At 43.1% G+C, this 21,146-nt stretch carries 16 protein-coding genes and 1 pseudogene; 2 read left to right on the top strand and 15 right to left on the bottom strand.

All coding sequences use genetic code 11. The annotated features are described in order from the left end of the window. Positions 1-39 precede the first annotated feature (39 nt). Positions 40-1,395, bottom strand: a complete 1,356-nt coding sequence (gene celB, locus A5867_RS07255) for a PTS cellobiose transporter subunit IIC (RefSeq protein WP_016610408.1) — start codon at positions 1,393-1,395, stop codon at positions 40-42. After that, the gene (locus tag A5867_RS07250) at positions 1,379-1,891 is read right to left on the bottom strand and encodes a hypothetical protein (protein ID WP_015509419.1); all 513 of its coding nucleotides are present in this window, start codon (positions 1,889-1,891) and stop codon (positions 1,379-1,381) included. Before A5867_RS07250 ends, celB begins: the two co-directional genes overlap by 17 nt. Positions 1,892-2,309: 418 nt before the next feature. Between A5867_RS07250 and A5867_RS07245 the strand changes: the two genes are divergently transcribed. Next, positions 2,310-2,678 (top strand): DUF1801 domain-containing protein, encoded by a 369-nt coding sequence (locus tag A5867_RS07245; protein WP_005225664.1) that lies wholly within the window; start codon positions 2,310-2,312, stop codon positions 2,676-2,678. 76 nt (positions 2,679-2,754) lie between these two features. On the opposite strand, the gene A5867_RS07240 is transcribed toward A5867_RS07245, so the two are convergent. Continuing rightward, complete coding sequence (locus A5867_RS07240; RefSeq protein WP_087627252.1) at positions 2,755-4,095, bottom strand: peptidoglycan DD-metalloendopeptidase family protein; 1,341 nt, start codon at positions 4,093-4,095, stop codon at positions 2,755-2,757. Positions 4,096-4,379: 284 nt separating this feature from the next. On the opposite strand from A5867_RS07240, the gene A5867_RS07235 reads away from it, so the two are divergent. Further along, complete coding sequence (locus A5867_RS07235; protein WP_086338420.1) at positions 4,380-4,811, top strand: GNAT family N-acetyltransferase; 432 nt, start codon at positions 4,380-4,382, stop codon at positions 4,809-4,811. 158 nt (positions 4,812-4,969) lie between these two features. Here the strand turns inward: A5867_RS07235 and A5867_RS07230 are convergent, their stop codons facing one another. From A5867_RS07230 to A5867_RS07175, 12 genes and pseudogenes are all read right to left on the bottom strand, one after another. Then, positions 4,970-6,376, bottom strand: a complete 1,407-nt coding sequence (locus A5867_RS07230) for a family 1 glycosylhydrolase (protein ID WP_087627251.1) — start codon at positions 6,374-6,376, stop codon at positions 4,970-4,972. Positions 6,377-6,390: 14 nt separating this feature from the next. Beyond that, the gene (locus A5867_RS07225) at positions 6,391-8,277 is read right to left on the bottom strand and encodes a beta-glucoside-specific PTS transporter subunit IIABC (RefSeq protein WP_087627250.1); all 1,887 of its coding nucleotides are present in this window, start codon (positions 8,275-8,277) and stop codon (positions 6,391-6,393) included. Between the two features lie 95 nt (positions 8,278-8,372). Then, complete coding sequence (locus A5867_RS07220) at positions 8,373-9,212, bottom strand: PRD domain-containing protein (protein WP_231588407.1); 840 nt, start codon at positions 9,210-9,212, stop codon at positions 8,373-8,375. Positions 9,213-9,443: 231 nt separating this feature from the next. Further along, positions 9,444-10,754 carry an alpha-glucosidase/alpha-galactosidase gene (locus A5867_RS07215; RefSeq protein ID WP_087627248.1) on the bottom strand — a complete coding sequence of 437 codons (1,311 nt, stop codon included), beginning with the start codon at positions 10,752-10,754 and terminating at the stop codon, positions 9,444-9,446. A gap of 19 nt (positions 10,755-10,773) precedes the next feature. Continuing rightward, positions 10,774-10,875: pseudogene (locus A5867_RS07210) on the bottom strand (carbohydrate ABC transporter permease); the annotation flags it as partial. Positions 10,876-11,025: 150 nt separating this feature from the next. Next, on the bottom strand, positions 11,026-12,048 hold the full coding sequence (locus tag A5867_RS07205; RefSeq protein ID WP_087627247.1) for a LacI family DNA-binding transcriptional regulator: 1,023 nt from the start codon (positions 12,046-12,048) through the stop codon (positions 11,026-11,028). Positions 12,049-12,267: 219 nt separating this feature from the next. Beyond that, on the bottom strand, positions 12,268-12,960 hold the full coding sequence (locus A5867_RS07200; RefSeq protein WP_087627246.1) for a response regulator transcription factor: 693 nt from the start codon (positions 12,958-12,960) through the stop codon (positions 12,268-12,270). Positions 12,961-12,971: 11 nt separating this feature from the next. After that, positions 12,972-15,572, bottom strand: a complete 2,601-nt coding sequence (locus A5867_RS07195) for a sensor histidine kinase KdpD (protein ID WP_087627245.1) — start codon at positions 15,570-15,572, stop codon at positions 12,972-12,974. A 12-nt stretch (positions 15,573-15,584) separates the two neighbouring features. Next, the gene (locus A5867_RS07190) at positions 15,585-16,121 is read right to left on the bottom strand and encodes a potassium-transporting ATPase subunit C (RefSeq protein WP_087627244.1); all 537 of its coding nucleotides are present in this window, start codon (positions 16,119-16,121) and stop codon (positions 15,585-15,587) included. A gap of 41 nt (positions 16,122-16,162) precedes the next feature. Beyond that, a complete protein-coding gene (gene kdpB, locus A5867_RS07185; protein WP_087627243.1) occupies positions 16,163-18,193 on the bottom strand; it encodes a potassium-transporting ATPase subunit KdpB in 2,031 nt (676 codons plus the stop codon). A 12-nt stretch (positions 18,194-18,205) separates the two neighbouring features. Further along, entirely contained in the window at positions 18,206-19,882 is a 1,677-nt protein-coding gene (kdpA, locus tag A5867_RS07180) for a potassium-transporting ATPase subunit KdpA (protein WP_087627242.1), read from the bottom strand. A 259-nt stretch (positions 19,883-20,141) separates the two neighbouring features. After that, positions 20,142-21,146, bottom strand: a 1,005-nt coding sequence (locus A5867_RS07175; RefSeq protein ID WP_140397124.1) for a bacterial Ig-like domain-containing protein, incomplete at its 5' end; no start/stop codon positions are given.

The following is a 21,146-nucleotide window of genomic DNA, read 5'->3' as shown; positions in this document are numbered from 1 at the left end:
GCTATTTTTCATAGCCGGCTTATCAAAAAAACGGATTGATTATGCCTTCGTTGCGTTTGCTTGTTCGTCCTTGTATAATTTGCCATCATACATTTTGATGAATGGGAACCAAATTAAGAAAGCAACGACTGCACAGATGATTGCTAAGACAAAGGCACGCCAGTCACCACCTGAACCAATAAAGCCAGATAATCCAATTGGGGTCGGCCACGCTACTTGAGCAATCGGTGGGTTAACAAAGCCTAAGTTGATACCAAAATAAGCAACGGACATTGAAACCATCGGTGCTAAGAAGAATGGGATCGCTGTGTACGGGTTGTATACCACTGGCATCCCGAACAAAATCGGTTCATTAATATTGAAGAAGGATGGCACGATCGCTGCTTTTCCTAAAGCACTTAACTGCGCTGATTTTGCAAAGAATGCGATGAAAATCACCATTCCTAACGTCGCTCCTGAACCACCGATCGTAACGAAACTGTTGTTAAATTCACCCGCAAAGGCAATGTTGGCACCATTTTGGTTTTCCACCATATTTGACAACACGATTGGCGTCAAGAATGAGGTCACGATCGTTGCCCCATGAATACCGACGATCCATAGTGCATGCATGAAGAAGTAGATAACAAGCAGTCCGATCCAGGTACTGGTCAATTGCGTCACGAAACTAAACGGAATCGCAATGACTTTGAAAATATCTGTGCCCATTGCGACTAATGCACCATTGATAACGATCACAGTGAGTGCAATTAGGGCTGTAGGAATCAAAGCAGTAAATGAGGAAGAAACACCTGTAGGTACTGTATCAGGCATTTTGATGACAATATTGCGCTTCACACAAAACGCGTAGATTTTTACGGCAATGATCGCCATGATGATCGCTGTAAAGATCCCAGTTGTTCCTAAACGAGTAACGCCTCCACCGATTTCCCAACCATTAATGATTTTCTGATCGTCAGAAATCACTTCAACTAGCGTGGCTACTCCGCCTTCAAAGACTAATTGCGGCAAGCACATAAAGAACGCCATCATAGAAAGTAATGCTCCATTGACTGGGCTTAAAACAAGTTTTTCTTCTTGTGCTTGAATCTTAGTATACTCATATCCAAAAACAATACAAAAATATAGTGCTAAAATCCCCATTGTTGCAGTGTTACCCAGCATATAGAGATTAACTACTTTATCAAATGATGTACTCCAAATGCCCTCTAATACAGGAAAACTTTGTGGCAAAACGCTGATGATCAAGAACATTGATCCTACGATAGTGAAAGGAATCGACGCCATCCCGGCTGCCATGACCCCACGAACGATCCGTAATTGTGAGATTTTCCCCATTGGACCCATTAAGTAGCGGTCCAAGAAGGCAAACATTTTGTTATTTTCTGAATCCATTGACTGTTCCTCCTTGAGTTTCAAATGTAGTCAAATACGTGAAATATTTGTCTCGGTCATGCTCGATCAACCACGCTTTACGCTGAATGAACAAACACGCCATCATGCCGACAGAAAACAAGGCAAGTAAGATCCCTCTACCCGATTGATTCATAAAAGGAATCAACGTTGCTTGCTGCCCGATCAAAATACCAAAAATTGCAATGAGATTGACGCCGAATTGGAGCCAATAACCGATCTTTGTCACCAGTAAACGATTCGATTGCTGCCAATATTTTTGAGTTTGTTCAATAAGTATAAGTCCATCAACGATCAATAAGGCAATGGGAATCAAACCAGCCCATGTCCATTGAGACAGACTCAATAGGGTCCAATAAAGATTGACAAAGAAAAAGATCGCAGTCATATAACGAAAAAGTAAAAAACGATTAAACCGCATACTTTTGTTTGCATATTCTTTCTTGGCTGCTTGGGTTACCGGTTTCCTTTTGGTCACAAGTCCTCCTCCTTTCGTTTTGCTTTCGCTCAACAACTTGTTCGAACAAGTTATATTCTAGCAGAATTCTTGTTGAATGCAACCGATTTCTTTTTGAAAGTGTTCTCTGAAAATAATCTGCTTTTTCATTCGTTATTTCTGAAAAGTTAAGCTAATCTCAAGGAACCTTGCAGGATAATGAGGGAATGTTCCTGACTCTTGGCTTTTGTTCGAGTAGAAAAAAGTTATTTTTAGCATTCGTTTTTGCAAACAGTGTTTGTTCCTGAAGGCTTTATCCCCCAAACAAGGCAACAGGTTTGTAAACTTGCTAACTTTACAGTACACTCTAAGTAACAAAATGTTTGATTTCGAACACGCGTTATTTTTAGTGATCGACATTCCCTGTACTCGTTCCTTAAAACGAAAGGAGATCCTCCCAATGGATGTATTAGAAACTTACTTAACCAGCATTGAAGATCCAGTAAAGCAAGAAAAACTGCGTGCCTTATTTGCCGCTATTACCAAGAAATTTCCTGACCTCGTTCCAGTCATCAAGTGGAATCAGCCGATGTTCACCGCCCATGAGACCTTTATTATCGGTTTCAGCGTTTCAAAACCGCATTTTTCTGTCTCCCCTGAAACCAAGTGTCTTGAACAGTTTGCCGATGCCATTGAAAACGCCGGTTACAGCCATACGGATAACATTTTTCGCATCAAGTGGACTGAGCCGATCGATCAAGCATTGATTGAGGACATGATCGCTTTCAACCTGAAAGACAAAGCGGAGATGACCCGTTTTTGGCGCTGAGCCAATCGAGACTTTGTAAAAGAAGAGCAACCAAAAAACCGCAGAAGCCTGTTCGCTTCTGCGGTTTTTCTGACTATTATAAGCCTAATTCTGGCGCCGGATCAAAGAATCCTGACCATAAGCTTGTTGACATCCCTAAATGTAGATGGACGCCAGTTGAATTCCCAGTCGTTCCCATACCGCCAACATATTGTCTAGCTGAGACGCTTTGTCCGACCGAGACAGCTGGCAGCGTACTAAAGTGCATGTAGTAGCTGTAAACGCCATTGGCATGTTTGATGATCACATAGTTACCAGTTGACGGACCATAGCCCGCTTCAACGACTTCGCCTGCTTGGATCGCATAGATCGGCGTTCCTGTCCCCCCAGTAAAGTCGATGCCATTATGTTGATTTCCTGATGCACCTGTTGGATCTGTTCGATACCCAAAACGACTCGAAATATGAACCGAATCGACTGGCATTTGCCATCCACCTGTGTTTGCTTGTTCCTTTGGCTCAGCTGCTTGCTGCACAGGTGCAGGCGTAGCTGCAGTTTTTTCTGACGACACCGATGTTTCTGGCGCCACTGCGGCTTCCGTCTTCGGCTGGGCTGCTGCCACTGCTGCTTGTTGAACGGCAGGACTTTCGGCGGTTTCAGCTGACTTGGCTTCTGCTGCTTGCTGACGTTTTGCTGCTTCTTCTGCTTCTTTGCGCGCTTTTGCTTCTTGTGCTTCTTGTTCAGCCAGTTGCTTCAACGCTGCTTCTTTTTGCCGTTGTGCTTCTGCTTTGTCCGCTTCCAATTGGTCTTTTTTCTCTTCTTCGGTGTTCAACGCCAAGGCAAGGTCGGCTAGTGCAACTTCTTGATTCAATTTGACATCAGCTAATTCCGCTTGTTTTCCTTGCAATGCGTTTGACTGCTCTTCGATCGCAACCAATTGTTCCTGCAACTCTTTTTCCAATTTCTGGCTCGTTGCGATATCTTCTTGCTGTTGTTCGACGATACTGTTGCTGGCATTCATGATCGTTACAGAAGCGATCGCCCGTTGAATGGCTTCTCCGATGGATTCCGCATCAACGATTTTTTGGAACAAACGATTGGAAGGTTCCGACGTTTGAATGTCACGCGCTTGATTCGCCAGTACTTCTGTGCGCTTGATGATTTTCTCTTCAAGGACTTGGATCTCTTGTGCCAAGGCATTGACTTCTTCTTCCGTCGCCGTTTTCTTTTGTAGGATTGCTTGGATTTCTCCTTCAATCGATTGAATCTCTGCCTCTGTAGATCGTTTCAGTGATTCTAATGAGGTGGATTCATTTTTTATGTCATTGATTTTTTCATTTTGCTGCTGGATCTTCTGATCAAAGCTGTCTGCGGATACCGTCACGACAGGCAGCGTCAGCAAAACAAGTGAACTTGCAACCAAAAGTGTCTTTTTCATTTTTTCTCCTTAACTAGATGTGTCTTATCGCTTTCTCTAGCATACCGAAAGATGTCACTCTTGGGGCTGTTTTCACACAAATAACATCTGGCTGCAAGAAATTGACATCTAGCTGAAACAAAATTGTTAGAATATTTCAACGAAAAAGATTGCTTTTCTTCGTCATTTAACCTTCGTTACTTGTTAATTGGTTCATCTCCTGTCCGATTGCCTACGAAAATGCCGCGATTTGCAGTAATCAGCAGTGGACCTATGCTATACTGAATTAAAAAACGGAGGTTCTCATGATACAACAAGTGACCCAATTTACCGATTCTGAATTAGAAACTATCGCCCAGATTTGGCTTCAAAGCAATTTGGATGCCCATGACTTTATCTCAGCTGCCCATTGGCAAGATAACTATGACTTTGTGAAAAAAGCCTTTGCCGATGCCCTTATCTACACCTATTCGGTGGATGATCAGCCCGTCGGCTTCATCGGGATGTTGGATGAGTATATCGCTGGTATTTTCGTTTTGAAAGACTATCGTGCCCACGGCATTGGCAAGCAGCTTTTACAAAAAGTACAAGCAGAACACGAGAAGCTGACTCTGAACGTCTACCAAAAAAATACAGCTGCTATTGCGTTTTATCTCAAACATGACTTTACCATCGTTTCTGAACAAGTAGACTCTGATACCAATGAAATCGAAAACACCATGGAGTGGCATCGTTGATGCTGCTTTTTTTCACCTTCTTTTTCCCCTTTTGATCAATCGTACGACCATAACCGCTGATCGGCTTCCCCGTCGAATCAATGAATACAGTAAACGACAAAAAGCATTGCCTTCCATTTGCTGGATCGGCAATGCTTTCTTTATTTACTAGCGGTATTTCAACCAATGGTTCCCCCATTGGTGACAATCACTTCGCGATACCAATCAAAGGATTTTTTTCGATACCGTTTGAGTGAACCAGTTCCATCATCGTTTCGGTCTACATAAATGAACCCATAACGCTTTTTCATCTCTGCGGTCGAAGCACTTACTAAATCAATACACCCCCACATGGTATAACCCAATACATTGACACCATCATCGATGGCTTTAGCAACGGCTGATAGATGATCATTTAAATAATTGATGCGATAATCATCAACAACGGTTAATTCTCCGTCAATTTCAATTAACTGATCAACAGCACCTAAACCATTTTCAACGATAAAAAGTGGCAACTGATAGAGATGCGAAAAACGGTTCAAGAGAATACGTAATCCGTCTGGATCAATCTCCCATCCCCACTCCGTTTCATCAAGGTAGGGATTTTTTAGAACGTTTGTCATATTTCCTTTTCCCTGTTGGTACTTTTCAGGCGTAGCAGAAACACATCGGGACATATAATAACTAAACGATATAAAATCAACGGTATTTTTTAATAATTCGAGATCGTCAGGTTCCATCTCGATAGTTGCATTATACCTCTGCCATTCTCTTTTGATCCAATCAGGGTAATATCCACGAGCTTGAACATCCATAAAATAGTTTAAGTTTTTATCTGCCTCCAAAACAGCCAATGTGTCTTTCGGGTTTGAAGTCATCGGATAATTATAGATCCCTAACACCATATTCCCTACCTGCATCTGTGGATCAATTTCATGGGCGGTTTTGACTGCTTGGGCACTGGCAACAAGCTCGTGATGTGCTATTTGAAAGAGATCTTGCTTAGATAAGCAATCTTTTTCTGTCATTACTCCTGCTCCCATTAAGGGGAAATTCCAAAGCGCATTGATTTCATTGAAAGTTAACCAATATTTCACTTTCCCTTGGTAACGAGTAAACACAGTCCGACAAAAACGATCAAAGTAGTCTACCAATGCCCGATTACGCCAACCATCGTAACTTTTTGTAAGGAAATATGGTGTTTCATAATGAGAAAGTGTAATTAGCGGTTCGATCCCATGAGATAAGCAGCAATCAATCACCTCTTCATAGAACTGCAATCCAGCTTCGTTTGGCTTTTCCTCATTGCCATTAGGGAAAATTCGTGTCCAAGCAATCGAGAAACGTAAGACTTGAAAGCCCATCTCGGCGAACATTTGAATATCTTCTCGATAACGATGATAAAAATCGATGCCTTCTAATTTTAAGTTTTGCGGATTTAGCTCAGGATCTAGTGGCCTTGTGACTCCATTTGATAAGAAATCTTGAATGGAAAGTCCTTTGCCATCTTCGTTATAGGCACCTTCCGCTTGATTGGCGGCAATCGCACCACCCCATAAAAAAGTTTCTGGAAATTTTGCCATGTTTGTCCTCCTCTTTATTCAAAAATCGATACTAAAACATCACCCTGCTTGATGGTTCCATCCTCAGAATGGACAATAACATCTGTAAAATCTGCTGTGTTTGTCACTACGATCGGTGTCACTGTAGAATATCCTTGACTAACAATATATTCTGGATCAAAGGTTACTAGCAAATCGCCTTTTTTAAAGGTATCTCCTACTTTGATTGCTGCAGTATAACCTTTGCCATCAAGTTCGACCGTATCGATACCAATATGGATCAACAGCTCAACTCCTTGCTTATTTTTGATCCCAATTGCGTGATTGGTGGGAAAAATCGTCACTACTTCACCATCAAATGGTGCAACTACTTGACCATTTTTTGGTTGAATAGCCACTGTTCTCCCCATGATCTCATTGGCAAATACACTGTCGGGAATTTCATGAGTCGCCAACCGATCCCCTGCCAAAGGACTGCTGATCTCTAAAGGTGTCCGTAATGATCGAAGTGGTTCAGCAACCTGATTCGCATTTGACGTTTGACTTTGTGAAGACACTTCTGCTTTTTTCTTTCCTTCTGCATTCACAAAAAACAAAGTAAGTGCAAAAGACATTGCGAATGCAATAACAATACAAATCACTGCGTTAACGATATTTGACAGATCATCCGTTAAATAGACAGGTAAGGCCAAAACACCTGCAGTTGCTGATGCATAAGTTCGCATGTTGGTCAAACCTGCCCATAAACCAGCTACTCCTCCAGAGGCTACCACAACCCATAAAGGCGTTTTTAGTTTCATCGTCACCCCATACAAAGCAGGTTCCGTGATTCCAAATAACGCTGTGGTACTAGCCGAAAAAGCCGTTTGCTTCATCTCTTTATCTTTGGTTTTTAATGCTACTGCAAGTGAAGCACCAGACTGAGCAATATTTGATGCTAGCATTCCTGGTCCTAATAACGTTCCATAGCCCAATGTGGCATATTGTGCTAGTTGAACAGGCATAAAACTGTAATGCATCCCTGTCATGACGAAAAATGGGGTAAATGCCCCCATCAGGACTGGTAAAACCCAGCGTGCTTGTTCATTGAAGAATTCAAAGACTACTAATAACACATCACCAACTAATGCTCCTAGTGGACCGATAATGATCCAAGCTAAGGGAGCCGTAACCAAGAAAACCAATAAAGGGACCAGAAAAATCTTCACAGGATTTGGCGATATTTTTTTGGCTAAACGTTCAATGTGCGCCATTGCCCATACAATCAAAATTGGCGGTACAACTGCCGAACCATAAGATACAGCTCTGACAGAAAGACCTGCAAATGAAATAGGTTCACCAGCTGCAACCATAGCTGTAAAAGCTGGGTGAATCAGCATTGCGCCTAAAACCGCTGCATAAAATGGATTCGCTTTAAAGTATTGTGCACTTGTTACTGCTAACATTACAGGAAGAAAATAAAATGCTGAATCGGCTAGTAAACTTAAAAGCTGATACGTTTGAGCTTCTGCGTTTAATACTTCAAAGAAAACAAGTAAAGCTAAAACAGCTTTTAACATTCCCGCCCCACAGATTGCTGGAATAATCGGTTGGAAAATTGAGGTGATCGCTCCTAAAACTCGATTGATGACTTTTTCTTCTTTCGGTGACGTTGGTTCTGAAGAATCACTTCCAAAGTTCCCCATTTTGTTGATTTCTTCCGTAACATTTGCTACATCTGTTCCAATAATTACCTGATATTGTCCGCCTTTTAAGGCTGTTCCTTGAACACCTGGTGTTGCTTTAAGATGATCTTCTTTGACTTTTGAATTATCTTTTAATACGAATCGTAACCGTGTCATGCAATTCGTTACAGACTCAATATTTGACGTTCCTCCAATATTTTCAATGATATTCTGTGCAAGCTCTTGATACTTAGTCATTTTTTTCCTCCTTATAAATAAAACAGACCAAATAAAAACTAAGCCCATATTTGGCTCAATCTTTATTTGGTCTTGCCCATACGGTAACAAAACATTTAATCTAGTTCTCTTGTGGTCACTCGATTGATATGAATAACAAAATATAACAATTCTGAATCTGTAATTTTCACTTTATATTGACCAGCAATATGTTTCTTGATTTTCAAGCCAGTTTGGTAAGCTTTCGGATATAATTGCTTCACATGTTGCAATAAATCAGCTTCATCTTTTACTTCTTTACTTTCCGAAAAAATTCGGCTTACAAAATAGCGTATATGGGTCAAGAATCGATCATAGTTCATGGACGTCTCATCCAACTTCATCCCATAATCATACTCCACGATCTGAACAATTTCTGCAATTACTTTTGTCGTAAAAATCGTCTCATTTTTAAAGCGTGAACTTGAGCTAGCGTTTACAAAATGCAGGGCTATAAAGCCAGCTTCATCTTCAATAAAACGAATCTTCTCTGATCGTTCAATAAACTGCAACGATCGCTTTGCTGCTGCAAATTCTCGTGGGTAATATTTTTTGATTTCCCACATTAAGTCATTGGTGATCGCTTCTCCTTTAAGATTACGCTCAATTGCGTAATTAATATGATCACCAAGAAATAGATAGATGCTGGAATCAAATGTTCGTGCAAGATCCTTTTCTGCTTCTTCAATAATTTTGGCGGTCAGAATCACATGCCGTTCATCCATTCCTGCCATCAGCGACCCAAATTTGTTTTGGGTAAATTCTGCATCTAAGACATATTTTTTATCAATTTTCCTTTGATCAATCACCCCACTGCCTTTTACACCGAAACCAACACCGTTGCCAATCACTACACATTCTGTGCCATTATCCTCCACAAGGACGGCATTGTTATTGTAGATCGTGATTGGTTTCATCTTTTCTCCCCCCTTCAAACAGACAAAAAAACCGACAAAAATATACACTCCGAGCATAAATAAGCTAGTGTATATTTTGTCGGTGTCGCCTTTTCAGTAGCAATCCTAAGTCCGATTATAGCTTTGACCAATTTGGTTGTCAACAACTCTTTTGCCATATCTCTTCAAAAAAACCAAAGAAATGTTGGCGCTATCAGTATTCGTAAAGAAAACTGCGCGTCCATTTTTTTATCAGTGATAATCTGGTAAATAATCCCCATGGGCTTCGATCAAATCATCGACTAATTGGGTAATATCTGCCAATGATAACTCTGATGATAAATGAGGATCGAGGTAAGCTGCTTGATAAATCTTGTCTTTCTCAAGGGTCAACGCTGCTTCGACAGTCAATTCTTGCACATTGATGTTGGTTCGGTTCAATGCAGCAAGCTGCGTTGGCAAAGCGCCGACGTAGGTTGGTTGGATGCCGTTCTTATCCACCAAACATGGAACTTCCACACAGACATCCTCTGGTAAATTGGTGATCAAGCCTTTATTCAACACATTTCCAGCAATAACGGTTGGATTGCCGGTCTTGATGGCATCCATGATATAAGAGGCGTATTCCCGACTTCTCTTATGGGTCAAATCGCCATTATCGACGATATCCTCCCGCATCGTTTCCCAATCGCGAATCTGATTTTCGCAACGGGTTAAATATTCATCCAACGGAATCCCCAAATCGTCGATCAATTCTGGGTATTTTGATTTAATGAAATAAGGGTGATACTCGGCATTGTGCTCACTAGATTCGGTAATATAATAGCCAAAACGTTTCATCAATTCAAAGCGGACTGAATCACGGTGGGGATTTTCTTTCTCTTCAGCCAACTGACGGATCGTTGGATAGAAATCTTCCCCATCTTTGGTAATTTCCAATAAAAATGCCATATGATTGATCCCAGCAATTTTCCACTGGAAGTCAGCCAGATCATATTGTTCTTTGATCCCTAAATGCTCGAATAATTCTGGAACACATACTTGCACACTATGACAAAGCCCAACCGTTTTGATGGATGTTGCTTTCAATACCCCCATCGTCAGCATCGCCATCGGGTTCGTATAATTCAGCAACCATGCATTTGGACAAACTTCCTCCATTTCTCGAGCAAATTCCAACATGACTGGTAACGTACGCAACGTCCGAAATATTCCGCCAATGCCCATCGTGTCACCTATTGTTTGGCGTAAGCCATATTTCTTCGGTATCTCAAAGTCAATGACGGTGGAAGGTTTGTAGCCACCAACTTGAATGGCGTTTACTACAAAGTCGGCATCTCTTAGTGCTTCTTTGCGGTCATGATAGACCTGTATTTCTGCTCGGTTTTGATTGGCATTTTTATTGATCGTCTTTAACATTGCCTCGGATTCACGAAGTCGTTTCTCATCGATGTCGTAAAGGGCGATGTGGGAATCTGCTAAGCTCGGGGTCAACATTGCATCTCCTAGAACATTTTTAGCGAAAATAGTGCTTCCTGCTCCGATAAAGGTGATTTTTGTCATTTTCTATTGCTCCATTCTTTTATAATTTACCGCCAGTAGTGGCAATTCCTTCAATAAATTTACGTTGAAAAATGATAAAGACAGCAACCATGGGCCAAATCGCTAGTAGCGAGCCTGCCATTTAGAGCCACTTTCTTGAAACAATTCATCCACTGTTTTTTATGTATCCGTTTTCTTTTTACAAAACAAATATACTGTTTACTAATCAGATTGTCAATAACTTTTAACTAAAATAAAAAGAGTAAACACTTTAAAATGTTTACTCCCAGCATTAATCTCTTTCTTTTTCACTTTCTCTGACGATCATCTTACTGGCCACCATGATTTTAACAGGTACTTGACGAATGCCTTTGATCCGCTCTTCTACCATCCGTAAAGCAATTTTTCCCAGTTCTTCCATATCGATGGCAACGGTACTTAAAGATGGGGTCAAAAATTCTGCAACTTCAATATTGTTGAAACTGACTACTGAGATATCTTCTGGTATCCGATACCCACGTTTTTGCAAGGAGCGATATGTACCAACTGCAATCGAATCATTGGCGACCATAATAGCTGAAGGAAGGCTCTCTTTGCATTGTTCAAGCAATTGCTCAGTGGCTTTGATACCGTCTAATGTGTTCCATCCTTCTAGGTAAACATTGATGTATTCTTCCAATCCTTTTTCTTTCATCCAATACACATAAGTGTTCATCCGCATATCATCTGGCGATTGATGTTTCTCACTGGATGCATCCAAACGTACCCGATATCCCCCAATAAAAGCGATATTTCGATGCCCTTTTTTATACAAACGCTCTAAGTGCTCGGTTGCTGCTATAGAGAAATCCGTATATACCGCATCCCATTCTGAAGACAAAGAAGGATCATCGATCACGACGATATGAGGATTGACTGCTGCGATCTTTGCTAAAAAAGTTGGCAAGACTTGACCAATGACAAGGATTCCCTGATACTCCCTTAGCTCCTCAATGGCAACGGGGCGTTCAGACATATAATACGTTTTTTTTATGCGAAACTTATTTTGTTCTGCTTGTGCTTGAATGCCACGACGAATCGCCCGAAAATAGGGATCTTCTAATTCAGCTTCTTCCGAAACAGTGGATACCACTGCAATATTGATTGCCTTTTTCACAGGTACTTTCTTCTTACTATAGTGAAAATATTCCACGGCTTCGTTGATCTTATTTTTTGTTTCTTGCGTGACAGATAACGTAGGATCTTCATTGAGCACCCTCGATACAGTTGCGATCGATACACCCGCTCGTTTTGCGACGTCTCTAATTCCTGCCATAATACTCTCCTTTTTTACTTTATACTATGATATAAACACAAAATGATCAGAATGAAAAGAAATTTTAGTTAACAACCAACCTACTTGTTTACCCACAGTTTCAAATCATCTATGGAGAAGCAATCAGTTCAACGTCTCTTCGCAATTAACAAAAAATAGAAACGTGCAGCGACCAAAGAGCCGCTGCACGTTTTTCCTCCTTATTTCCTATGACGACCGCTACTCTGCTGGATACTCCCGCAAGCGATACCCGACGCCGATTTCAGTGATCAAATATTCTGGCTGCAGCGTATTGGTTTCGATTTTTTTGCGAATGTTTGAGATATTGACTCGCAAGGTTTGTGCATCCGCTGCAAAAGGTCCCCAGACTTCACTAGTCAGGGTATCATAAGTGACGACTTTGCCTAAATTCTTGAACATAACTGCCATGATGCGGTATTCGTTTTTGGTCAAATGGATCTCATTTTTATTCTTGTACAGGATTTTTTTTTCAAAATCGATCGTTAACTCCTTGTTTACAAGAATTGGGCTGCTGCTAAAGGCAGTTGTCTCCTTGTGCCGCAATGCCGTGCGAATGCGGGCAAATAATTCATTGGTACTGAAGGGCTTCGTTACATAATCATCGGCACCGAGGTCTAATGCTTGCACTTTGTCTTGTTCATCTTTGCGGGCAGAGATCACGATGATCGGTGTGTTCATGCGCTTACGAATGATTTTCAACAGCTCCATGCCGTCAATGTCCGGTAAGCCCAGATCCAGCAAGATGAAGTCGATGGTTTCTTCCTGTAAGAGCATCAATGCCTCCATGCCAGTGCCGACTGACGTAAAGTTGTAATGCTCTCTTTGCAAGACGACCTCCATAAAATCAACGATATTCGAATCATCTTCAATCAATAAAAAATGTCGCTGCATGTTCTCCCTCCTTACTGCTTTAAATAAATACGAAAGATCGTACTGCCTGCTTTCGTTTCGATTGCTAATTTGCCTTCATGGGCATGGATGATGGTTTTGACGATACTCAGTCCGATACCTAATCCATTTTTTGAATCCACCGGCACTTCGGTGTCATTGGTCAAATTCGCTTGGATTTTTTGGTATTGTCCTAAGGGGATCTCCCCTTGGTTTTCGATTTCAATGACCACTTCTTGCTCTTGAGAAACTCGCAAGAAAATCGGTGTATCGGCGGTTCCATGGCGAACCCCATTTTCAATCAAATTAAACAAGGCTTGTTCGATCAAGATGGGATCGACTTGGACAAAAATCAGCTGATCAGGCATCTTCACGATGATTTTTTGTTGCGGATAGACTTTCTTTAGGTGTGTCAAAACCGCTTCGATAATTTCTTCGATTGGTTCTTCACTGCGCTTGACCGCCATATTGGTCAAGTTGATACGGGTCACCGACAATAAGTTTTCGACCATGCGGATCAACCACTGGGATTCACTTTGGATGTCTCCTAGCAGCTTTTGTTTCGTTTCCTTTTTGATCACGCCTTCGGTTTCACTCAATGTTTCGGCAATGCCAGAAATCGTCGTCAAGGGGGTCCGCAAGTCATGAGAGACCGCACGTAGTAGATTGCTGCGAACTTTTTCCCGTTCGTTTTCTAATTGGATCTGTTCTTTCTCACTCGCTAATGAGACTTGCTCCAACACGGTCGCGATTTGGGTGATTACAAGGCGCAAGTAATTCAATTGACTATTGGCCAACTGATGCTCCTCGTTGCGTTCTACCCCAAGGGCGCCTAGTGGTTTGCCGTTTAAAACGATCGGCAAGTAGAACCCATTGGCACCAATCAGAGTATCTGTGCCGCGACCGGCTTCTTTTTGATTTTTCACGACCCAAAAAGCGACGGCTTTCTCATCCTTGCCAGTCAGTTGAGACAGTGTTTCTCTTGAAGAATGCAGACTTCTTAAATGGCCTTCTCTGTCATATAACGCCACTTCTCGCTGGAGTAAGCGTGCCAAATAGGTGGTCGTACTTTCATAGATTTCTTGCTCATTCCGCGTTTCCATGTATTGTTTGTTCAGTTCATACAATATCTCCATTTGATGCTCTTTTTCCTTGGCATTTTCTGCTTGGGTCTTCAATCGAACCATCAAGTTACTGATCATCAAGGCAACGATCAGCATGATCACTAATGTGATTGGATAACCTGCTTTATAGACCGTCAAGGAATACAAGGGTTCGACAAAGAACCAGTTGTAAGAAAGGACACTAATGATCGATGCCATGGCACTCCATAGATAGCCACTCGTGTAACGGGCCACTAAGAGAACAAAAAAGATGTAGACCAGCATCAAGTTCTGCTCGCCGAAATGCAGATACTGCATGCCTTCTGTCACTAAGGTGGCGAGCATGATCAGCCCAAAGGTCAAGGTGAAATCTCGACCGCCGCCTTCAAATAATTGCGAAAACGTCAGCCGTGGTCGCTGCATTTTTTCTTTAAAAGGAATCAAATGGATCTCAATGTCATCAAGGCGGCGAATCAAGCGGTCTTCTAAATCCTCGACAAACAATTTTTGGAACCACTTTTGAGAAACCTGTTTCCCCATGATAATGTCACTGGCACCCGTCATTTTGGCATACTCTACGATGGTTTCAAAACTGTCATCCGCTTCAATGTTGATGACTTCTGCACCCAAACGCTCTGCCAACGGCACTTCGGTAGGTGTATCATCTAACGATCGAACTTGGATGACCGTCCATTCGGCACCGACTCCTTGGGCTAAGCGAGCGGTCCAACGAATGCATTTTTCTGCCATTTTCGGCAAGCGATCATCAATGATGGTCAAAAGCTTGCTTTGAACTCGTTTTCGACCGCCGTTCATTTGATTGATATGATTGGAAGCTTTTTGGATCGCTAATCCCCGCAGATGATCAAGTTTTTCTGGCGTAAAAAAATTTTTTAGCGCTCGTTTGGCATTTTCATCAGCATAGATTTTTCCTTGTTCCAATCGATCGATCAGTTCGTCTGGTTCAACATCCACTACCCGCAAACTGGCGTGTTGGAAAAAGGTGTCAGGCACCGTTTCTCTGACTTCCACTTCCGTGACCTTTTCCACGATATCATTCAGACTTTCGATATGCTGGACATTGATGGTCGTGTAGACGGTGATTCCTGCATTCAATAGTTCATCGACATCTTGGTAACGTTTTTTGTTTCGCGCACCAATGGGATTGGTATGTGCCAACTCATCGATCAAGACGATATCTGGTTTTAGTTGGATCAGTCGATCGATATCTGGCTCATAAAGGGTCAATTGCTTGTGCTGGTATTGCTTTAATGGTACTTGTGGTAACCCTTCAAGCAATCGATTGGTATCGGGACGTTTGTGAGGTTCGATATAGCCGATCACCACATTTTTGCCCATGAGCAAACACTCATGGGCTTCGGTTAACATCGTATAGGTTTTTCCGACACCGGCAGCAAAACCGAAAAACACCCGTAGTTTGCCACGTTTAGGTCCAAAGCCTGCTTGCAGCAGCATCTCTTCTGGGATCGTCTGCTGGTTGTTTTCACTCATAGATGCTTCCCCCTATTCCTCGGGTAATTGATCGAGCTGCTGATTCAAGGTCATGATATTGACGTATTCTCTCGTGGAGAACAGATCAGCTACTTTATTCCTGTTTATTATATCATGAATTATTTGTTCATCGATGCCTCTTGTGTCAGCGATCCGCGGCAGTTGAAAAAGTGCCGCTTCGACACTGATATCAGGATCGACGCCACTACCCGAAGCGGTCACGAGATCGATCGGCACACTGGTTTGGGTTGGGTTTTCTGCCAGCAACGTCGCTGTCCGCTCAGTTACAGTCTTTTTTTGGGTCGTATCATAGGGCGATAATTGTGAAACGGTTTGATCACGCCCTTGGAAGTAACCTGCTTGGTCAAAGGGTTGCGCAAGCAGCTCAGATCCTTTGACCGCTCCGTCTTCCACGATTTGACTGCCGTTGGCTTGATGGGCAAAAAAGACTTGTCCGACACCAGTGACCAACAATGTATAGAGACCGCCAAATAACACGGTACTAACTAGTAAAAATTTGATACTGGCAAAGAGGGTGTTCTTCATCATGTTTTCCTCCTAAATGACTCCTTGACTCTGATGGATTTTTCTTATAGCAGAACAGCTGACAAAAGCAAATCTACTAGCTTGATGCAAATGAATGGTGCGATGATGCCGCCTAGGCCGTAGACGACCAGATTGTGCCGCAGCATTTGGCTGGCTGGTTTTTCTTGGTATTTGACCCCTTTCAACGCCAGAGGGATCAAGGCGATGATCACGACTGCATTGTAGATGACTGCGGACAAAATCGCCGTTAAGGGACTACCAAGATTCATGATATTCAGCGCTGCGAGTTCTGGATAAATGGCATAAAACAGAACAGGGATCACTGCGAAGTATTTGGCGATATCATTTGCGATACTAAAGGTCGTCAAAGCCCCACGGGTCATCAGCAGCTGTTTACCAATTTGGACTACTTGCAGTAATTTGGTCGGGCTGGAATCAAGATCGATCATATTGCCCGCTTCTTTGGCTGCTTGCGTACCAGTGTTCATCGCCATTGCCACATCGGCTTGGGCGAGTGCGGGTGCATCGTTGGTTCCATCCCCTGTCATCGCCACCAAATGTCCTTTTTCCTGATATTCGCGAATCAGGTTCATTTTGTTTTCTGGTGTTGCTTCGGCTAAGAAATCATCGACGCCCGCTTCGGCGGCAATAGCAGCTGCCGTCAAAGGGTTGTCCCCAGTGATCATGATCGTTTTGATACCCATCTTGCGCATGTCGGCAAATTTTTCTTTGACGCCGTTTTTCACGATGTCTTTTAAATAAACGACTCCAAGTACCTGGCCATTTTTTACTACGACCAATGGGGTTCCACCAGCCTTAGCGACTTTTTCTACGATCTCGTCACACGCAGTGGGATAGGTCTGCCCTTTTGCCGTCACATATTGCTTGATCGTATCCGCAGCTCCTTTACGGATCTCATCGCCACGATAGTCGATCCCAGACATCCGTGTTTTGGCACTAAAATCGATCCAATGGACATCGGCTTGCTGAAACTCCCGCTCACGAATATTGAAGGCTTCTTTGGCTAAAATCACGATACTGCGGCCTTCCGCCGTTTCATCAGCAAAGGATGCCAACTGCGCTGCATCTGCCAACTCTTTGGCGGTGACCCCTGGTACTGGCAAGAACTCACTGGCACGGCGGTTTCCCAGAGTAATGGTTCCTGTTTTATCCAGTAGCAAAACATCCACATCTCCTGCAGCTTCAATCGCGCGTCCACTCATGGCGATGACATTTTCTTTGGTCAAACGACTCATTCCAGCGATCCCAATCGAGGAAATCAAGGCGCCGATCGTGGTTGGTGCGAGACAAATCAGTAAAGCGATCACGATCACACTGGAAATCGCCGTTCCCCGACCAGATAACTGACTGCTAAAATCAGTAAAGGGAATCAATGTGATGGAAACAGCCAAGAAGATGATGGTCAGTGTCACTAAGAACAGCTGCAAGCCAATCTCATTGGGTGTTTTTTTCCGCTGTGTCCCTTCCACCATCGCAATCATCTTATCCAAAAAAGAATGACCATTTTCAGCAGTCACTTTAATGACCAAGTAATCGGAAACGACTAAGGTTCCTCCCGTGACTGCACTACGGTCGCCACCAGATTCACGAATGACAGGTGCTGATTCTCCTGTGATGGCACTTTCGTCCACCGAAGCAGCACCTTCCACGACATCCCCATCGGCAGGAATTTGTTCGCCAGAAGGAACATAAACCAAGTCGCCTTTTTTCAAATCGGAGGAACGGACTTCGATAAAAGCCTCTTTGGCGACATCTTCCAAGGACATGACTTTGTAGGTCATGATGTCTTTTTTGGCTTGCTTCAAACTATCCGCTTGTGCTTTGCCGCGCCCTTCTGCCACTGCTTCGGCAAAATTGGCAAACAATATAGTCAACCATAAGAAGACGGTCACACTGATGCTAAACCACAACGAGACCGTTTGTTCTTGAAAACATAAAATCGTTGTCAAGATCGCCCCTAGGTAAACCACAAACATCACGGGGTTTTTGATTTGTTGGCGAGGATCCAATTTCTTAAAGGATTCGCCGATCGCCCATTGATAGATTTTTTTCATTTTTTCTCTCTCCTATTTCGTTGTAAAGAAGTCTGCGATTGGGCCTAAAGCCATCGCTGGTAAAAAGCTCAGTGCACCGATCACGATGATCACAATAATCAGCATCGTGACAAAGACTGGACTCGTGGTTGACAAGGTTCCTTCATTACGAACGGTTTTCTTTTTGGCCCCCATGTTTTCTGCCATGTACAAGATGGCTGCGATGGGAACGAAACGTGAAACGAACATCAAGATACTACCCAAACTATTTAGGAAAACAGTATCTGCGGTCAAGCCGCCAAAGGCACTCCCGTTGTTGTTACTGAAGGAAGTTGCTGCATACAACAGTTCGCTAAAGCCATGGGCGCCTTGATTGGTTAGCCAGCTCATGATGTCAGGATGCAAGGTCATCAACATAGCCCCGAAAAGCGTCAGTAGCAATGGCGTCAAAATAACGATGCTCGTCATTTTAATGTCAAAGGCTTCGATTTTTTTGCCGATATATTCGGGTGTTCGTCCGACTAATAAACCAGCGATAAAGACCGTCAATAATAGAAAAGCGATCATGCCATAAAGCCCGCTACCGACACCGCCAAAGATGATTTCTCCCAGCTGCATCAAGAACATCGGGATCGCACCCCCGAGTGGTGTGAAACTATCCAGCATGGCATTGACTGATCCACTGGAAGCGGCGGTGGTACTCACTGCCCAGAGACTCGACCAACCGACACCGAAGCGTACTTCTTTGCCTTCTAGATTGGCATTCCCAAGCACTTGACTGAATTGCGGTCCATAAGCTTCACTGATCACTACGCCAATAAAAGCCAGGATCAAAAAGACGGTTGCGGTGATCAAGATCGTACGTCCTTGTTTCCACTCTTTGATCCAAAAGCCAAAGGCAAAAATCAAAGCAACTGGCAGCAACAAGATCGCTAAGTTTTCTAAAAAATTACTGAACATCGTTGGGTTTTCAAATGGATGAGCAGCGTTGGCGCCGAAGAAACCGCCGCCGTTAGTCCCTAATTGCTTGATGGCGATTTGACTCGCTACTGGTCCGAGCGCCATCCAAAAGGATTCCCCCTCAAATCCATTGACTTCCATGCCGCTGCTCAACGTTTGAACGACGCCTTGAGACAGGAGCAAGATCGCTAAAATCAATGAGAGTGGTAAAAGGATATAGAGCAAGGAACGGGTGATGTCTTGCCAAAAATTCCCTACCGTTCGTTTTTGTTTTTGCTGCAGCCCACGAATCAAGGCACACAGTACGGCAAGTCCTACTGCCGCTGACAAGAAATTTTGCACCGTTAATCCTAATGCTTGGGAAAGATTGGTCAGTGCTTCTTCCCCAGCGTAAGCTTGCCAGTTCGTGTTCGTCACAAAACTGACGGCTGTGTTCAATGCTAAGTCAAAGGACATATTCTCAACGGCTGCCCCTTGCGGTAACCAGTGCTGAACCATCAATAATCCGGTCAAGCCGATGATGGAAAAGACACTAACGGCCAAGACGGAGAATAGATAGGTTTTGGCGGTCATTTCTTTTTTGCTGACCGAACCAATCACTCGATAGGTCAACCGTTCAATGGGTTGAATAAAGCGGACAAACCGCGGTGTTTTTCCTTGCATGATTTCTTTGATATACCAGCCCAAAGGAACCGCTGCTGCTAGTAAGATCAGTAAAAATAAAAAGCCTTGCACAAAATAGCTACTCATCGTTCTCCCCCCTCAAACAAATACCAAAAGAGATAAATCATTACGATCACTCCGATTATTCCTAAAACAAGATTCATATTCTTCACTCCTTCATGACGTAAGCATACGCAAAAAGAAATAAAAATAGTGTAAATCTTCTTCTAGAGTCTTTATATCTTCTTTATACGGCTGCTTATCGAACAAGAAAACCGCAATACAGCAGGTATTAAAAAAAACAGCGGATATCCTTCACGATATCCGCTGCTAGAGTCATTGCGACTTATTTCGTTTTTCTGCTTTTGTTCGTGTGTTTCTTACGAAAGAAGACGATCCCCGCTAGAGCAACAAGGCTCACTCCTGCAATCGAATAGCCTTGAGTGATGGCTGTACCAGTCTTTGGTAGCACCCGTTTGTCCTTTGCGGTCGCTTTGGTTTGTTTACCAGTCTGCCCTTCATCCGTTGGTTTTTGTTGCCCTTTGTCAGAATCATCTTTCGTAGGCTGCTGATCGTCCTCCTCTGGTTCTTCTGCTTTTTCAACGACTTTGATCGTCGCTGTGGCGGTGACTGCTTCTTGTGAGCGAGTACCAAATAAACGTGCGAAAAAGTTAGGAGTTGCTGCTTCATCAGTGACGATTGAATAAATGACTTGATAGGTGCCCGTTTTCTTCGTATCCACCGAACCGTCCACCAGCAGCTGCTCCAACGTGAGTGACTTACCGTCACAATCTGTAGCGGAGACAAAATTGTCGGCTGCTGTCCAGTTGTCACCGACATCAATCACGCTATCTTTCACAGTCACAGACGTTTGGTCTGCCAAAACGGTGATCGTGGCAGTTGCTTCGGCTTTGCCGTTGCGATAGATGACTTGGTATTTTCCAGGCACATCAGTATTGACTGTACCGCTAATCAATACTTGATCATAATCAACTGCTTGTCCGCTTTTATCTGTTGCCGAGACAAAATTATCGACGGCTTGCCATTTCTCTCCTTCATAGATTGTACTATCTTTTGCTACGACCGTTTCTTGGTGAGCAACCACAGTGATTGTCGCTGTGGAGCTGACTTTTCCATTCGTATAAGTGACATCGTATGTGCCTTCTTGATTGGTATCGACGGTACCAGTAACCATTACTCCTGATAATTCAACCGTTGCTCCCGTTTTGTCTGTGGCTGAGACAAAGTTGTCGGCAGCTTCCCAATCGTCGCCGACATACAGAGTACTGTCTTTGGCTTTGACACTCGTTTGATCAGCTAACACGGTGATCGTGGCAGTCGCTTCGGCTTT

Source organism: Enterococcus sp. 6D12_DIV0197 (genome assembly GCF_002174385.1).
Lineage (GTDB): Bacteria > Bacillota > Bacilli > Lactobacillales > Enterococcaceae > Enterococcus_D > Enterococcus_D casseliflavus.
This window is presented reverse-complemented; position numbering and strand designations above follow the sequence as displayed.

What these genes read in the sequence shown, in the direction of transcription:
- A5867_RS07230 (WP_087627251.1), bottom strand. Translation starts at nt 6,376, where the DNA reads ATGGCAAAATTTCCAGAAACTTTTTTATGGGGTGGTGCGATTGCCGCC.
- A5867_RS07215 (WP_087627248.1), bottom strand. Translation starts at nt 10,754, where the DNA reads ATGACAAAAATCACCTTTATCGGAGCAGGAAGCACTATTTTCGCTAAA.
- A5867_RS07200 (WP_087627246.1), bottom strand. Translation starts at nt 12,960, where the DNA reads ATGCAGCGACATTTTTTATTGATTGAAGATGATTCGAATATCGTTGAT.
- A5867_RS07190 (WP_087627244.1), bottom strand. Translation starts at nt 16,121, where the DNA reads ATGATGAAGAACACCCTCTTTGCCAGTATCAAATTTTTACTAGTTAGT.
- kdpA (WP_087627242.1), bottom strand. Translation starts at nt 19,882, where the DNA reads ATGAGTAGCTATTTTGTGCAAGGCTTTTTATTTTTACTGATCTTACTA.
- A5867_RS07240 (WP_087627252.1), bottom strand. Translation starts at nt 4,095, where the DNA reads ATGAAAAAGACACTTTTGGTTGCAAGTTCACTTGTTTTGCTGACGCTG.
- A5867_RS07235 (WP_086338420.1), top strand. Translation starts at nt 4,380, where the DNA reads ATGATACAACAAGTGACCCAATTTACCGATTCTGAATTAGAAACTATC.
- A5867_RS07195 (WP_087627245.1), bottom strand. Translation starts at nt 15,572, where the DNA reads ATGAGTGAAAACAACCAGCAGACGATCCCAGAAGAGATGCTGCTGCAA.
- celB (WP_016610408.1), bottom strand. Translation starts at nt 1,395, where the DNA reads ATGGATTCAGAAAATAACAAAATGTTTGCCTTCTTGGACCGCTACTTA.
- A5867_RS07220 (WP_231588407.1), bottom strand. Translation starts at nt 9,212, where the DNA reads ATGAAACCAATCACGATCTACAATAACAATGCCGTCCTTGTGGAGGAT.
- A5867_RS07225 (WP_087627250.1), bottom strand. Translation starts at nt 8,277, where the DNA reads ATGACTAAGTATCAAGAGCTTGCACAGAATATCATTGAAAATATTGGA.
- kdpB (WP_087627243.1), bottom strand. Translation starts at nt 18,193, where the DNA reads ATGAAAAAAATCTATCAATGGGCGATCGGCGAATCCTTTAAGAAATTG.
- A5867_RS07245 (WP_005225664.1), top strand. Translation starts at nt 2,310, where the DNA reads ATGGATGTATTAGAAACTTACTTAACCAGCATTGAAGATCCAGTAAAG.
- A5867_RS07205 (WP_087627247.1), bottom strand. Translation starts at nt 12,048, where the DNA reads ATGGCAGGAATTAGAGACGTCGCAAAACGAGCGGGTGTATCGATCGCA.